This window comes from methane-oxidizing endosymbiont of Gigantopelta aegis, from assembly GCF_016097405.1.
GTDB lineage: Bacteria > Pseudomonadota > Gammaproteobacteria > Methylococcales > Methylomonadaceae > Methylomarinum.
The window spans coordinates 111,486-125,318 of sequence record NZ_JAEHGD010000001.1 but is presented as its reverse complement, the minus strand read 5'-3'; the positions used below and the strand labels follow the sequence as shown (position 1 = coordinate 125,318).

Below are 13,833 nucleotides of genomic sequence, written 5' to 3'. Positions count from 1 at the left end.
AAAACTTGTGAACATCAAAAAAATGAATAACAAAGTCCTTATCAGTTTTTTCCTTTTATTGTTCAGTGCTGCCTGCACAACCAATCAGACTAAAGTTGAAGACGAAACGATAAGCTATATTGATCAGTATCCTACCCGTGACCGGGTTGAATATGTTTTACAGTGTGTCGCTAAACACGGCGGTCTGACCTATATCACGCAATATGCCTGCGGCTGTAAAATCGACAAAATTGCCGAGAAATTAACCTTCAAAGAGTACGAAGCGGCGACCACTTTTGGCTTTATGCGTAAAACACCCGGCGAAAATGGCGCCGCATTTCGCGACCCTGAGCAATCGAAATCTTTGAAAAAACGCTTAAAGGAAGCCGAAGCCTATGCCGAAAGAATGTGTTTCGTAAAATAAACGCCAAAAATTAAGTTGACACTTAACCCAGCCTTGCCATTGTTGTACTTGTTAGCAAAGCTGGGTTAAGCGAGAGCCAATCCAAACTAAAACCTACTCTCTCAAAGCTTTAAGCTGTTTTTTAATGTCCGCCAGCTTGATTTTAAATTTCATCTGAATGCGCTCACCCACATTCCCAGAATAGCTTTGCCCCATATAAAAATCGACACCACACACTTTCGGGATAACCGAACAGCGTCCGCTGACACCGAATACCTCTCCTTGCAAACGATAGGTCAGCGGCACACTATCCGTTCGCTTGATCACCCCCGCCATACTCAAATCAATCCGTTTATCAAACGGTTCGTATTGCAACGATTCCTCCTGCAAAACCAGTTCGGCCAAGATAATGTGTTCACCTTTATAGTCGCCATAAATATAAAAACGACAATGCGCCAAATCCTTCAATAACACATCAGCGATACGACGATCAGTCAGTACTCGCTGGCAAGGCTTAAATAATACATCTATTCCGTGTAACTTTTTCATTATATTAATATTTTATTATATATATTGTTTTCTGGCCTTAGCCCCCAATTCACTTTAGAATATGAGCTTTTGTTAAGCTCTGGCAACCTTGGACACCTTGATGACAGATTACAAACTCACTCATTTAAAACAGCTTGAAGCTGAAAGCATTCATATCATTCGTGAAGTCGCCGCCGAATTCGAAAAACCCGTCATGCTCTATTCAATCGGCAAAGACTCTGCTGTCATGTTACATCTTGCCATGAAGGCATTTTACCCAGGCAAACCGCCTTTCCCATTATTACACGTAGATACGACTTGGAAATTCAAGGAAATGATTGAGTTTCGAGACAAATTAGTCAAGGACTTAGGCTTGGAATTGTTGGTTCATATCAATGAAGACGGGGTAAAACAAGGCATCGGCCCTTTCACACACGGCAGTAAAAAACATACCGATGTGATGAAGACTGATTCACTCAAACAAGCACTTAACAAATATCAATTTGATGCGGCCTTTGGTGGCGCGCGTCGCGATGAAGAAAAATCACGCGCAAAAGAACGGGTTTATTCATTCCGCGACAAAAACCATCGCTGGGATCCTAAAAATCAGCGACCTGAATTATGGAATATCTACAATGGTCGTATCGACAAGGGTGAAAGCATACGGGTATTCCCGCTATCGAACTGGACTGAACTGGATATCTGGCAATACATTCATCTGGAAAATATTCCAATCGTACCGCTGTATTTTGCCAAAGAACGCCCTGTAGTCAATAAAGATGGCATGTTGATTATGGTGGATGATGATCGTATGCCACTTGGCCCAGATGACAAGATAGAAATGAAGATGGTGCGCTTCCGCACCTTGGGCTGCTATCCGTTGACAGGTGCTGTCGAATCAACGGCAACAACCTTGCCTGAAATTATTCAGGAAATGCTGCTGACGACAACCTCGGAACGACAAGGCCGACTGATCGATCACGATCAGGCAGGTTCCATGGAACAAAAGAAACGGGAAGGATATTTCTAACACGTTTTTCCAGCACACTTTTTGAGTAAATTACCACTATGTCACACCAATCTGAACTGATCAGCACCGATATAAACGCCTATCTGGCACAACATGAACAAAAAGAACTTCTCAGGTTTTTAACCTGCGGCAATGTCGACGACGGCAAAAGTACCCTAATCGGGCGACTGTTGCATGACTCCAAAATGATTTATGAAGATCAATTAGCCGCGGTACAGGCCGACAGCGTCAAATCCGGCACCACCGGTGCCGGAAAAATAGACCTGGCCTTGCTGGTCGATGGATTACAAGCGGAACGCGAACAAGGCATCACTATTGATGTTGCGTACCGCTATTTTTCCACATCGACACGTAAATTCATTATCGCCGACACACCGGGACACGAGCAATATACCCGAAACATGGCAACAGGTGCTTCAACCTGCGATCTGGCGGTTATTTTGGTCGATGCGCGTTATGGTGTTCAGACACAAACCAAACGACATAGCTTCATTACCTCATTGCTGGGTATCAAGCATATCATCGTCGCCATCAATAAAATGGATCTGGTCGATTATAGCGAAGACGTTTTCAATAAAATCAAACAGGATTATCTGGATTTTGTTCAAACGCTGGATATAGACGATATTCATTTCGTCCCCATTTCCGCTTTAAATGGTGACAATGTTGTCAGCCCCAGTGAACACATGCCTTGGTATAGCGGCAAAACCATGATGGATTTACTCAATACCATCGAAATTGCCCATGATCAAAATCTGACCGATACCCGCTTCCCGGTGCAATATGTCAACCGGCCTAACCTGGATTTTCGTGGATTCTGTGGTACAGTCGCAGCCGGTATTTTTCATCCGGGCGACACCATCACCGTGTTGCCTTCGGGAAAAAACAGCACTATCAAATCGATCGTGACCTATGATGGTGACTTGCAGGAAGCATTTCCACCGATGGCGGTCACCCTGACCTTAAATGATGAAATCGACATCAGCCGTGGCGATATTATCGTAACCGATGCTGGCTCTCAACCTATCGTGTCAGATCAATTTGATGCCAATATCGTCTGGATGACTGAACAGTCTATGGTTCCCGGTCGCCAATACATCATAAAACTGGCGACACGCAGCGTATCAGGCTCTGTATCCAACATCCATTATCGTATCGATGTGAACACTCTGGAACATCATGATGCCAGCGAACTAAAACTCAATGAAATTGGTTCTTGTAAAGTTTCTGTCAATGCTCCCTTGGTGTTTGATCCATACAAAAAGATCAAAGGCACAGGTGCCTTTATCATCATTGATCGGCTGACCAATGTGACTGTTGGCGCCGGCATGATTACCGGCGCGGCGGATAATGAAGAACGCCACCCGGTATCGCCTGAAGAACGCGCCGCTCGTTTTAGCCAGCAAGCGGCTGTTATTCATTTATCAGGCGAGCAAGCCTCCGCCCGCGCCGAACAACTGGAACGCAAACTATTTGATACCGGCCACGCGACGACCATTCTGGATCAAATAGAAGACAATCTGCTGAGTATTTTACTGCCTGTCATTAAAAATGCCGGCCTGATCTCGCTTTGCATAAACTGCGCCGGTGAGCAGGCTGACTTAAGCTTTAACACCGACCAGCTCGAACTCGATAGCATTTATGAGTCGTTAAAATCCAAAAAAATCATCTATTGATTTTTTAGTCAACATTACTGCCCGGGTAACGCCGGCCTTTTATGTCTTCAGATATAGCACGACTTCCCGACAAAATTCACCGCTGGAGCCAAGAACTGGGCTTCCAGCAAACGGGCATCACCGACACCAATCTCCATGAGGCTGAACAACGCTTACAGCATTGGCTGACCAAGGGCTATCATGGGGATATGGCTTTTATGGCCCGACATGGCCTGAAACGGAGTCGCCCTGCACTACTGGTTGAAAACACACGCAGTATTATTTCTGTCCGCCTGGACTACCTACCAGAACCCCAGCCGACTATAGAAAAAAGATTGCATGACCCGGCAACAGCATTCATTTCGCGTTATGCCCTCGGTCGGGATTACCATAAACTGATGCGTAATCGACTGCAAAAACTGGCGCATAAAATCGAACACGAAGTGGGGCCGTTTGGCTATCGTGCCTTTGTTGACAGCGCCCCCGTGCTTGAAAAAGCCATTGCCGAAAAAGCCGGATTAGGCTGGATTGGAAAACACAGCAACCTTATCAATCGCAAAGCCGGATCCTGGTTTTTTTTAGGTGAAATCTACACCGACTTAAACCTCCCTACCGACTCGTCAGCAACAAACCATTGCGGTCATTGCACAGCATGTATCGATATTTGTCCGACACAAGCCATCATAGCTCCCTATCAAGTCGATGCCAGGCTTTGTGTCTCCTATTTAACCATTGAACTTAAAACAGCCATTCCAGAGTCCCTGCGTCCCTTAATCGGTAATCGTATTTATGGTTGTGATGATTGTCAGCTCGTCTGCCCATGGAATCGTTTTGCTCATTTGAGCTGTGAAAAAGACTTCTCACCACGGCATCGACTTGATAGTGCGCTATTAGTTGAATTGTTCGCTTGGGATGAAAAAACCTTTTTAAAAAATACGGAAGGCTCAGCCATTCGCCGCATCGGCCACGAACGTTGGCTTAGAAATATTGCCGTTGCGCTCGGCAATGGCCAAAAAAGCGAAGCTGTCATCCAAGCCTTAAGTCAGCGCCTATCCGATTGCACTGAACTCGTTGCCGAACATATTCACTGGGCGCTACAGCGACTGACCTCATTATCGTCGTGAACTTAGTTATTGAAAGCTTGAAGAAGCCATCAGAATAAGCCAATTTGGAATGATATAATCATCAGCCCAATTTATCGAAGTAACGACCATGAATCAATCAATCGTTTATGCCCTGGATTTTGATGGTGTAATCTGTGATAGCGCCGTAGAAACTGGCGTTGCAGGCTGGAAAAGTGCAAGGAAAATTTGGCCGGATATGCCAGAGTCCTGCCCAGACGCTATTGTCGAGCAATTTTGTCGCGCTCGCCCCGTACTGGAAACCGGCTATGAAGCTATTTTTGTCATTCGCCTGCTGTTTGAAAATATAAGCGCTAAAAGCATCCTTGCTGATTTTGAAGCGCTTAAAATCACACTGCAAAAGCAATTGACTCTCAACGAGGATGAACTGAAACGGCTCTTTGGCGAAACCCGTGACCAGTGGATCAAATCGGCAGCCGATGACTGGATCAAAAACAATCCCTTATTTCCCGGTATTAAAGACAAGCTTTCTGCTGTTATCTTGCAAAACCATCCTTGCTATATCGTCACCACGAAACAAGAACGCTTTGTCCAGCAAATTCTTTCGGCGAATGACATTAAGATTCCCGATCAGGCTATTTTTGGATTGGAACGCAAACTGAAAAAAGACGCCATCTTACTGATGCTGCAACAAAAACACCCCGACCAAACCCTTTATTTTGTCGAAGACCGTTTACCACCTTTACTTGACGTACAACAACACGCGCAATTAAAAACCACCCAACTCTTTTTTGCAGCCTGGGGTTACAACACAGCTGAAGATAAAAAACAGGCCTCTGTTCATTCAATTCGCGTTATTCAACTCAATGACTTTTTAGCCCACTTGTAATGGTCAAATATTGCTGTAAACATTCTATCAACACGCCGAGAACGGCATTATCAACAGATGTTACTCGCCCAGGCTGAGCAAAAATCAGCCTGAAAAACCTTTTCTGTATCTACTCATCCCCTCTGAAAAGCAGGTGTAGGTTGTTGATTTATCAGGCTTGCATAACAGGGATGTTATGCAGAACTACATGGATGTATTCACGTGTCCTGATAAATCAATGACCTACTCCGGCTAAAACACAACCGGGTGAGCCGTTACCCTTTTCTTGGTATACTCTCCGCACATGAAAATAGAGCAAACCATCATGCACCGATAATTTGAAAATTCTCAGTTAAAAGTGAGCGCAAATTGTCGACATGCTTTTCTGGCTCAGAAAAGAATGTCTCGCAGGCTATTTTGAATTCTTTGAATGTTTCATAATACTGGTCATATAAGATTTCTTTCTTGAAATATCGCCAGTACCGTTCAATCAAATTAAGATTCGGCGCATACGGCGGTAAAAACACTAATTCAATTCGCGACATTTCAAGAAATTGTCTGACAGCCTTTGATCGGTAGTAGCGTGCATTATCGCAAATGATGTAAATAGTCCCAGCCTTCGGGTAACGTTCTTCAATCGCCTTACAAAGATCAATCGTTGCCTCGCCATTGATGGTGTCATAGAAGCGGCAGACAGTATCCAGAGAATCGATATTGACTGCACCGTTGACATTGAGACGTTGACGCCCGGTATTACTCTGAATCGTGAATTCCACACCACGCTTAATCCAACCACAAGCCATTACAGGATTATGTTGTGGATGAACACCATCCATGAACAATATCAAGTCTTCGGGCTGCTTGTCTTCCTTTAGTTGTTGATATTTCTCAAGGAACTCCAGTTGGGCTTTTGCATTAGCTTTGCCGGGTATCAGCTTGGGCTTTTATAGACATAACCCAAGCGATGCAGCAAGGCTGTCACACCGCGTTCACTATAGCGAACCTGCCAACGCTCTTTAATGTAAGCTGCAACCGATTTAGCGGTTAAGTGAAGATTTTTCTGCAGATATTCATCCAACTCGGTCGCTTCTGAAACCGATAAGAAACTGGCACTTCCAACATGCTGAGTTTGTAGGAGTTTAGCAAGACCACCTTTCTTATATTTTCGATAGTAGGTACGGATTGTATTGCGGTCAATGAGAAGTGCTTCGGCAACGTTTGTTGCTGACCAGCCTGAACCTAAAAGAATGATGGCTTTAACTCGGTCTGCATCACGTTTTTCTCGAAGCTCACCATGGCTTCGCGCAAATCGGCTAATTCAGTCTCTGGAAGGGTGTAATTCGACATGGCCTTATTTTATATATTTCACTCCATTACGTCATCTTTTTATGCTAAATTCTCATTTGCGAAGAGTATATAAATTTACTTGACCGCTTAACCCTGTGAACGGTTACGGATTAACGCAACCCATAATCCAGCAACAAGCCGATAAAAACCGCCATGCCAAACCAATTGCTGTTTAAAAAGGCTTTAAAACAATCGGCCTTATTGCGATGAAAAATCAGTTTTTGCTGATACACCGACAAAACAGCGGCAACGCCGACACCGGCATAATAAAATCCACCCAATCGCTCAATTTGCCCAACCCAAATCAACAAGCCTAAGATAATAATCTGCAATACGGCCATGATTTCGCGCTCATATGGACTAAATAAAATCGCGGTCGATTTTACCCCGATTTTCAAATCATCGTCCTTATCGACCATGGCGTACATGGTGTCATACACCAAGGCCCATAGCATCACGGCTAAATACAACAGCCAGGCCACCGGCGGAATAGTGTTGGTTTGTGCCGCAAACGCCATCGGCACAGCGAAGCCGAAGGCAATACCCAGATAAGCTTGCGGCAAATGCGTGTAGCGTTTCATGAAAGGATAGCTGGCGGCTAGAAATGCGGCAATAAAAGACAACAAAATGGTTTTGATATTCAACAACAAAACCAACCCGAACGCAGTCAGGCATAACACCATAAAAACAACCAGAGCTTCTTTAGGACTGACCTTTCCTGCCGCAATCGGCCGTTGTTTGGTACGTTCGACATAGGGATCAAAGTCACGATCGGCATAATCATTGATAACGCAGCCTGCCGCCCGCATCAGCACAACACCGGCACAAATCACCACGAACACCAACAGGTTCGGCTGGCCGTGACTGGCAATCCATAATGCCCACAGCGCCGGCCATAACAAAATCAAAATCCCGATCGGTTTATCGAAACGGCACAATAACCAATATTGCCAAAGCCTGTCTTTTATAGTGTTCACATTCATCATTATCCAGTTATCTCTCGTCTTAAATTACTCAGCAAGTAGGATAGCGAAACCCATCATTTAAGCAGATTGCTACTCGTTTTGATCCTCGCTGTAGGAGTAGCTTCAGCCACGATCAAACTCCGTTAACGCCTCCAGTCGCGGCTAAAGCCGTTCCTACGGGACGTAACATAAGTTTCAGCGATTAAATCAGACCCGCCACAAAAAAAACATTATAATCGCACTTTTTAGCTATCGAATCACATCATGACTGTAAAAATTTATCATAACCCGCGTTGCAGCAAGTCACGCGAAACGCTGAAGTTATTACAGACACAAGGTATCGAACCCGAAATTATCGAATACCTAAAAACCCCGCCTTCCGCCGAAGAATTAACTGATATTCTGGATAAACTGGGTCTGGATGATCCACGCGCGCTGATGCGCAAAAAAGAAAAGGAATACAAAGAAAACAACCTGGACGACACCTCTCTCAGCCGAGAACAACTGATTGCCGCCATGGTCGAGTTTCCACGCTTGATCGAGCGCCCGATTGTCCTGGCTAATAATAAAGCAGCCATTGGCCGTCCACCGGAAAATGTGCTGGCGATTTTGTCATGACGACCATTCTGGTGCTTTATTACAGCCGCAATGGCAGTACCGAAAAGATGGCACAACACATTGCCCGTGGCGTGGAAATGGCACCCGGCTGTGAAGCCAAATTGCGTACTGTCCCGGAAATCTCCACGGTTTGCGAAAAAACTGCCGACACTATCCCCGAACGTGGCGCACCTTATGTTACGCTGGATGATTTACGCCAATGTGATGGCTTGGCACTGGGCAGCCCGACACATTTTGGCAACATGGCCAGCCCATTGAAATATTTTATCGACAGCACGACCGGTCTGTGGTTTTCAGCCGACCTGTCCGGCAAGCCAGCAGCCGTTTTTACCTCCACCAGCAGCATGCACGGTGGCCAGGAAAGCACCCTGCTGTCGATGATTTATCCGTTGATGCATCATGGTATGTTGATTGTCGGCATTCCACCCGATGAACCCGCCCTGCAACAAACCCGTAGTGGCGGCACACCTTATGGTGCCAGTCATCTGGCGAATGACACGCAAACCTTGAGCGATCACGAAAAAACACTGTGCCACACGCTTGGCAAACGACTGGCGTACACCGCTTCTCGCCTATCATGAATCGAAAATTTTTATTAGCACTCGCTATTTTCAGTTTTTTTGGCCTGTTTGCCTTGTTGATGGCCTGGAATACCGTGCTAGCCCCTTCTACCCGCTTTCCGGTCGCCCTGGTGCTGCTGGTCAGCATCACGCCATTGCTGCTCCCCTTTCGTGGCTTGCTCGATGGCCGCCTGAAAAGCTGCACTTGGCTTAGCTACCTCAGTCTATTCTATTTTGTCCATGGCGTCATCGAAGCCTACGCCAATCCGCTCGAACGCCATTTAGGACTGGCCGAAGTCGTTTTCAGCCTGATATTGTGTTTCAGCGCCGGATTTTATGTGTACACCGCACCTAAAAACTAAGCATGGCCGTCCAACTTCCGCTGCAATTTGATCTTCAAAGCGAAAATAATTTCGACAGCTTTTTTCCGGCCAGCAATCAGGAACTATTGGAACATTTGCAGCGTTTTATCCACGATAAACAGGAATTACAGCTTTATTTATGGGGCGAAACCGGTCTGGGTAAAACCCATTTATTACAGGCCTGCTGCCAACAGGCGCAACACATCGGCCGCCAGGCATTCTATTTAAACCTTATTGATGCCAACCCTGAAATTCTAGAAGGCCTGGACGCCATCGAACTGGTTTGCCTGGATAATGTCGATCAGATTGCCGGCAACGCCGACTGGGAACACGCCCTGTTCAATTTTTATAACCGTCTGCGTGAACGTGAACACCAATTGCTGCTCACAGCCAGCTGTCCACCGCGCTACCTACCTTTTATGCTGCATGATCTGAAAACCCGCATGAGCTGGGGTCTGACCCTGAAACTAAAAATCCTGTCAGATGCTGAAATGATCGCTGCATTTCGGCTGAAAGCCCAGTCGATGGGCATTGAAGTCCCCGATCGGATAGCTCGGTTTTTACAACAACATTATCAACGCAACCTACCCGGTTTATGGCAATTATTGGATAAAATAGCGCAAACCACATTGATGGAAAAACGCAAACTTTCTGTTGCCATGATTAAACGCATCATTGACCAAAATGGCCCAAACTAAACGCATTCTCATCGTCGGCGCGGGCGCAATAGGCGCATTTTACGGCGCCCTGCTAGCTAAGGCAGGCTGCGATGTCGCCGTTGTCTGTCGCTCAGATTACCCTGTTGTAAAAAAACAAGGTTATCAAATCAACAGCCACCTTTTAGGACACTGGCGCTTTATGCCCAGCCAAATTGTCACCCGGGCCGCCGATTATCAAGGTGTTGCCGATTATGTCATCCTGTGCAGTAAAATCACGCCCGACAGCGACCGCGTGGCTTTGATTCGCGATGCCGTATCGCCTGACACCGCAATTGTCTTTATCCAGAATGGCGTCGAAATCGAACAGGAACTCGCCGAAGCTTTTCCCAATAACGAAGTCATCAGCGGCCTGGCTTTTATCTGCTGCAACCGACTAACCCCCGGTACGATCACCCACCTAGCCTACGGCAAATTAACCCTGGGCAATGTACCGCGCGGCGTTTCGCAAAAAACTCAAACCCTGATCGATTTATTTCAACAAAGCGGTATCGAATGCATAGGCATGGACGACATCATCACCGGGCGCTGGATAAAATGTATCTGGAATGCCCCCTTCAACCCCCTGCCGGTGCTTTCCGGCGGCCTGGCCACACTCGATATACTGTCAACCCAGGAAGCATTTATCCGCCGCATCATGCAGGAAGTTTTTGATATTGCCGCCGCCTGCGGCCACCCGCTACCGGCGGATATTATCGATAGCAATATCGAAAGCACCTATAAAATGCCACCATATAAAACCAGCATGCTATTGGACTTTGAAAACGGCCGACCGCTGGAAACCGAAGCCATTCTCGGCAATGCCATACGTGCCGCTACTCGCCAGCAGCTTGACTGCCCCAACCTCAAAGCCTTATATGCGTTAATGCAATTGCGTCAACTAGGAGGCTGTCAGATTTAGGAAAATTCTACTGCGACACCCTCCTAGCGCGAAAAAATACAAGCTCAACGTAACACATCAGTTACTTTAAAAAACCACCCATCCTGCTATCCTTTTCAATTGCACGACTTGATTTATCCAGCACCTCAGAATACCTCATCATTAATGGCGAGGATGAAAAGGTGCATAATTTTATCCAGCTCCTCGATGAGGGGCTGGATTTCCTTAAAGAAAACCTTGACCTTCAGGACGAGGTGCTGGATTTATTCTGCTTTTTTTGGCTTTTTAGGTTAAAATACAAAGTTTTTTAAAGCCTTTTTGTTTCGGCTTTGCTCGGTTAATATTCGCCGTTTCCGGTCGATTAAAAAACCACGTTTATAACCAGACACCAAGCCCTTGTTTTGCATAAGGGTTAACTGTTTTTTTATGTCCATTTTTTAGAGTACAAACATGACAGATCTATCGCTATATCGAAACATCGGTATCTTCGCCCACGTTGACGCCGGTAAGACCACAACCACGGAGCGTATCCTCAAACTGACCGGTAAAATCCATAAAATCGGCGAAGTTCATGATGGCGCAGCCACAACCGACTTTATGGAGCAGGAGCAGGAACGCGGTATTACCATTCAGTCTGCTGCGACAACCTGTGAATGGAACGGTCATCGGTTAAATATCATCGACACCCCGGGACACGTTGACTTTACCATCGAAGTGTATCGCTCCCTGAAAGTATTAGATGGCGGTATCGGTGTATTCTGTGGCTCCGGCGGTGTAGAACCCCAATCTGAAACCAACTGGCGTTATGCCAACGAATCAGAAGTTGCTCGGATCATCTATATCAACAAACTGGATCGTTTAGGTGCTGATTTCTTCCGTGTCGTCAAACAGGTTGAAGATGTGCTCGGTGCAAACCCACTGGTTATGACCGTGCCCATTGGCCGCGAAGATGATTTTGTTGGTGTGGTTGATCTGTTAACGCGCAAAGCCTGGGTTTGGGATGACTCTGGCGACCCACTAAAATACGAAATCAAAGATATTCCTGAAGACATGGTTGATCTAGTTGAAGAATGGCGCGAAAAAATGGTCGAAACGGCGCTGGAACAAGACGACGAAGCCATGGAAAAATATCTGGATGGCGAAGAGCCCGATATTGACACCTTAAAAAAATGCATTCGCAAAGGCACCATCGCGCTCGACTTCTTCCCGACTTATTGTGGCTCGTCTTTCAAAAACAAAGGCGTGCAGCTAATTCTCGACGCCGTTGTCGATTACCTGCCCAACCCAACCGAAGTCAAACCTCAGCCTGAAGTTGATCTGGAAGGTAATGAAACCGGCAAGTTTGCCATCGTTGACCCAGACCGCCCATTACGCGCATTAGCGTTCAAAATCATGGACGACCGCTTTGGCGCACTGACCTTTATCCGCATCTATTCCGGTCGCATGGAAAAAGGCATGACCGTCCTAAATAGCTCGACTGGTAAAACCGAACGAATTGGCCGTCTGGTTGAAATGCATGCCGACTCGCGGGAAGAACTCGATTCAGCCCAAGCGGGCGATATCGTCGCTGTTATCGGCATGAAAAATGTCCAAACCGGTCATACCTTGTGCGACCCTAAAGACCCGGCTATTCTTGAGCCGATGGTATTCCCGGATCCGGTTATCTCGATCGCAGTTGCGCCTAAAGACAAAGCTAGCGCGGAAAAACTGGGCATTGCAATTGGTAAAATGATCCAGGAAGACCCTTCCTTCCGGGTTGAAACCGACGAAGACAGTGGCGAAACCATCCTTAAAGGCATGGGCGAATTACACCTCGACATCAAAATCGACATCTTAAAAAGAACACATGGCATCGAAGTCGATGTCGGCAAACCACAAGTTGCCTACCGTGAAACCATCACGAAACGCATTGAAGACAGCTACACCCACAAGAAACAATCGGGTGGTTCAGGTCAATATGCGAAAATCGACTATATTCTGGAACCTGCAGAACCCGGCACCGGTTTCGAATTTGAATCGACAGTAACCGGTGGTAACGTACCACGCGAATACTGGCCAGCCGTTGAAAAAGGCTTTGAAAGCAGCATGGAAAAAGGCGTTTTAGCCGGTTATCCATGTTTAGACGTCAAAGTAACTCTGTTTGACGGTGCCTTCCACGCAGTGGATTCATCAGCGATTGCATTTGAAATTGCCGCAAAAGCCGCTTATCGTCAATCCATCCCTAAAGCCGGCCCTCAACTGCTTGAGCCGATCATGAAAGTGGATGTTTACACCCCTGAAGATAATGTCGGTGATGTTATCGGTGACTTGAATCGTCGTCGTGGCATGATCAAAGCACAAGAACCCGGTGTTACCGGCGTTCGCGTTAAAGCCGACGTGCCATTGAGCGAAATGTTCGGTTATATTGGTGACTTGAGAACCATGACATCGGGCCGTGGACAATTCTCGATGGAATTTTCGCACTACGCGCCATGCCCTAAAAACGTGGCTGATGAAGTCATCAAAGAAGCCCAGGAACGCAATAAAAACAGCTAATTGCGACATCAAAGCCAGAAGCATCAGCTTCTGGCCACTTGGCAAAAAAAAGCCCGCAACGATTATCATTGCGGGCTTTTTTATTTATGCCACCAGAGCAAAACCCCGTAGGAGCGGCTTTAGCCACGACCTCTGGTTCCCACGGTCCTCCGTGGGAACCCCATGCCGGCGCTTATCGATTTATACGCCATATGCATTCCCACGCTGGAGCGTGGGAACAAGCGCTAAACCATTTATTGATGGGCTTCACTTCGTCCTACCCATCCTACAACTTACAACCTAAAATAACAGCCCCGGGGAACCCA

The 13,833-nt window shown here is 46.4% G+C and carries 15 protein-coding genes and 1 pseudogene; 11 read left to right on the top strand and 5 right to left on the bottom strand.

What is annotated here, in order from left to right; all coding sequences use genetic code 11:
- Nucleotides 1-22 precede the first annotated feature (22 nt).
- A complete protein-coding gene (locus tag JEU20_RS00640; RefSeq protein WP_198243054.1) occupies nucleotides 23-403 on the top strand; it encodes a hypothetical protein in 381 nt (126 codons plus the stop codon).
- 93 nt (nucleotides 404-496) lie between these two features.
- On the opposite strand, the gene JEU20_RS00635 is transcribed toward JEU20_RS00640, so the two are convergent.
- On the bottom strand, nucleotides 497-931 hold the full coding sequence (locus JEU20_RS00635; protein ID WP_198243052.1) for a hypothetical protein: 435 nt from the start codon (nucleotides 929-931) through the stop codon (nucleotides 497-499).
- A gap of 100 nt (nucleotides 932-1,031) precedes the next feature.
- Between JEU20_RS00635 and cysD the strand changes: the two genes are divergently transcribed.
- The 4 genes from cysD to JEU20_RS00615 all read left to right on the top strand — a co-directional run bounded on the left by cysD (nucleotide 1,032) and on the right by JEU20_RS00615 (nucleotide 5,566).
- A complete protein-coding gene (cysD, locus tag JEU20_RS00630; protein WP_198243050.1) occupies nucleotides 1,032-1,940 on the top strand; it encodes a sulfate adenylyltransferase subunit CysD in 909 nt (302 codons plus the stop codon).
- 38 nt (nucleotides 1,941-1,978) lie between these two features.
- On the top strand, nucleotides 1,979-3,616 hold the full coding sequence (cysN, locus tag JEU20_RS00625; protein ID WP_198243048.1) for a sulfate adenylyltransferase subunit CysN: 1,638 nt from the start codon (nucleotides 1,979-1,981) through the stop codon (nucleotides 3,614-3,616).
- A gap of 41 nt (nucleotides 3,617-3,657) precedes the next feature.
- Entirely contained in the window at nucleotides 3,658-4,719 is a 1,062-nt protein-coding gene (queG, locus tag JEU20_RS00620) for a tRNA epoxyqueuosine(34) reductase QueG (protein ID WP_198243046.1), read from the top strand.
- A gap of 88 nt (nucleotides 4,720-4,807) precedes the next feature.
- Entirely contained in the window at nucleotides 4,808-5,566 is a 759-nt protein-coding gene (locus JEU20_RS00615) for an HAD family hydrolase (RefSeq protein ID WP_198243044.1), read from the top strand.
- 302 nt (nucleotides 5,567-5,868) lie between these two features.
- On the opposite strand, the gene JEU20_RS14840 is transcribed toward JEU20_RS00615, so the two are convergent.
- The 4 genes and pseudogenes from JEU20_RS14840 to ubiA form a co-directional block, all read right to left on the bottom strand.
- Nucleotides 5,869-6,447 carry an IS630 family transposase gene (locus tag JEU20_RS14840; protein ID WP_245395192.1) on the bottom strand — a complete coding sequence of 193 codons (579 nt, stop codon included), beginning with the start codon at nucleotides 6,445-6,447 and terminating at the stop codon, nucleotides 5,869-5,871.
- Between the two features lie 29 nt (nucleotides 6,448-6,476).
- The gene (locus tag JEU20_RS14835) at nucleotides 6,477-6,623 is read right to left on the bottom strand and encodes a helix-turn-helix domain-containing protein (protein WP_245395039.1); all 147 of its coding nucleotides are present in this window, start codon (nucleotides 6,621-6,623) and stop codon (nucleotides 6,477-6,479) included.
- Between the two features lie 102 nt (nucleotides 6,624-6,725).
- Nucleotides 6,726-6,794, bottom strand: a pseudogene (locus JEU20_RS14830) (hypothetical protein); the annotation flags it as partial.
- A 208-nt stretch (nucleotides 6,795-7,002) separates the two neighbouring features.
- Nucleotides 7,003-7,875 (bottom strand): 4-hydroxybenzoate octaprenyltransferase, encoded by an 873-nt coding sequence (gene ubiA, locus JEU20_RS00605; RefSeq protein ID WP_214657271.1) that lies wholly within the window; start codon nucleotides 7,873-7,875, stop codon nucleotides 7,003-7,005.
- Nucleotides 7,876-8,121: 246 nt separating this feature from the next.
- Here ubiA and arsC point away from each other — a divergent pair, with 246 nt between their 5' ends.
- From arsC to fusA, 6 genes are all read left to right on the top strand, one after another.
- On the top strand, nucleotides 8,122-8,475 hold the full coding sequence (arsC, locus tag JEU20_RS00600; RefSeq protein WP_198243040.1) for an arsenate reductase (glutaredoxin): 354 nt from the start codon (nucleotides 8,122-8,124) through the stop codon (nucleotides 8,473-8,475).
- Nucleotides 8,472-9,056 carry an NAD(P)H:quinone oxidoreductase gene (gene wrbA, locus JEU20_RS00595; protein WP_198243039.1) on the top strand — a complete coding sequence of 195 codons (585 nt, stop codon included), beginning with the start codon at nucleotides 8,472-8,474 and terminating at the stop codon, nucleotides 9,054-9,056. The genes arsC and wrbA overlap by 4 nt, the downstream gene beginning before the upstream one ends.
- A complete protein-coding gene (locus JEU20_RS00590; protein ID WP_198243037.1) occupies nucleotides 9,053-9,397 on the top strand; it encodes a DUF2069 domain-containing protein in 345 nt (114 codons plus the stop codon). The genes wrbA and JEU20_RS00590 overlap by 4 nt, the downstream gene beginning before the upstream one ends.
- 2 nt (nucleotides 9,398-9,399) lie before the next feature.
- A complete protein-coding gene (gene hda / locus JEU20_RS00585) occupies nucleotides 9,400-10,095 on the top strand; it encodes a DnaA regulatory inactivator Hda (protein WP_198243035.1) in 696 nt (231 codons plus the stop codon).
- Nucleotides 10,082-11,014 (top strand): 2-dehydropantoate 2-reductase, encoded by a 933-nt coding sequence (locus JEU20_RS00580; RefSeq protein ID WP_198243033.1) that lies wholly within the window; start codon nucleotides 10,082-10,084, stop codon nucleotides 11,012-11,014. The genes hda and JEU20_RS00580 overlap by 14 nt, the downstream gene beginning before the upstream one ends.
- A 429-nt stretch (nucleotides 11,015-11,443) precedes the next feature.
- Nucleotides 11,444-13,528 carry an elongation factor G gene (fusA, locus tag JEU20_RS00575; protein WP_198243031.1) on the top strand — a complete coding sequence of 695 codons (2,085 nt, stop codon included), beginning with the start codon at nucleotides 11,444-11,446 and terminating at the stop codon, nucleotides 13,526-13,528.
- Nucleotides 13,529-13,833 lie beyond the last annotated feature (305 nt).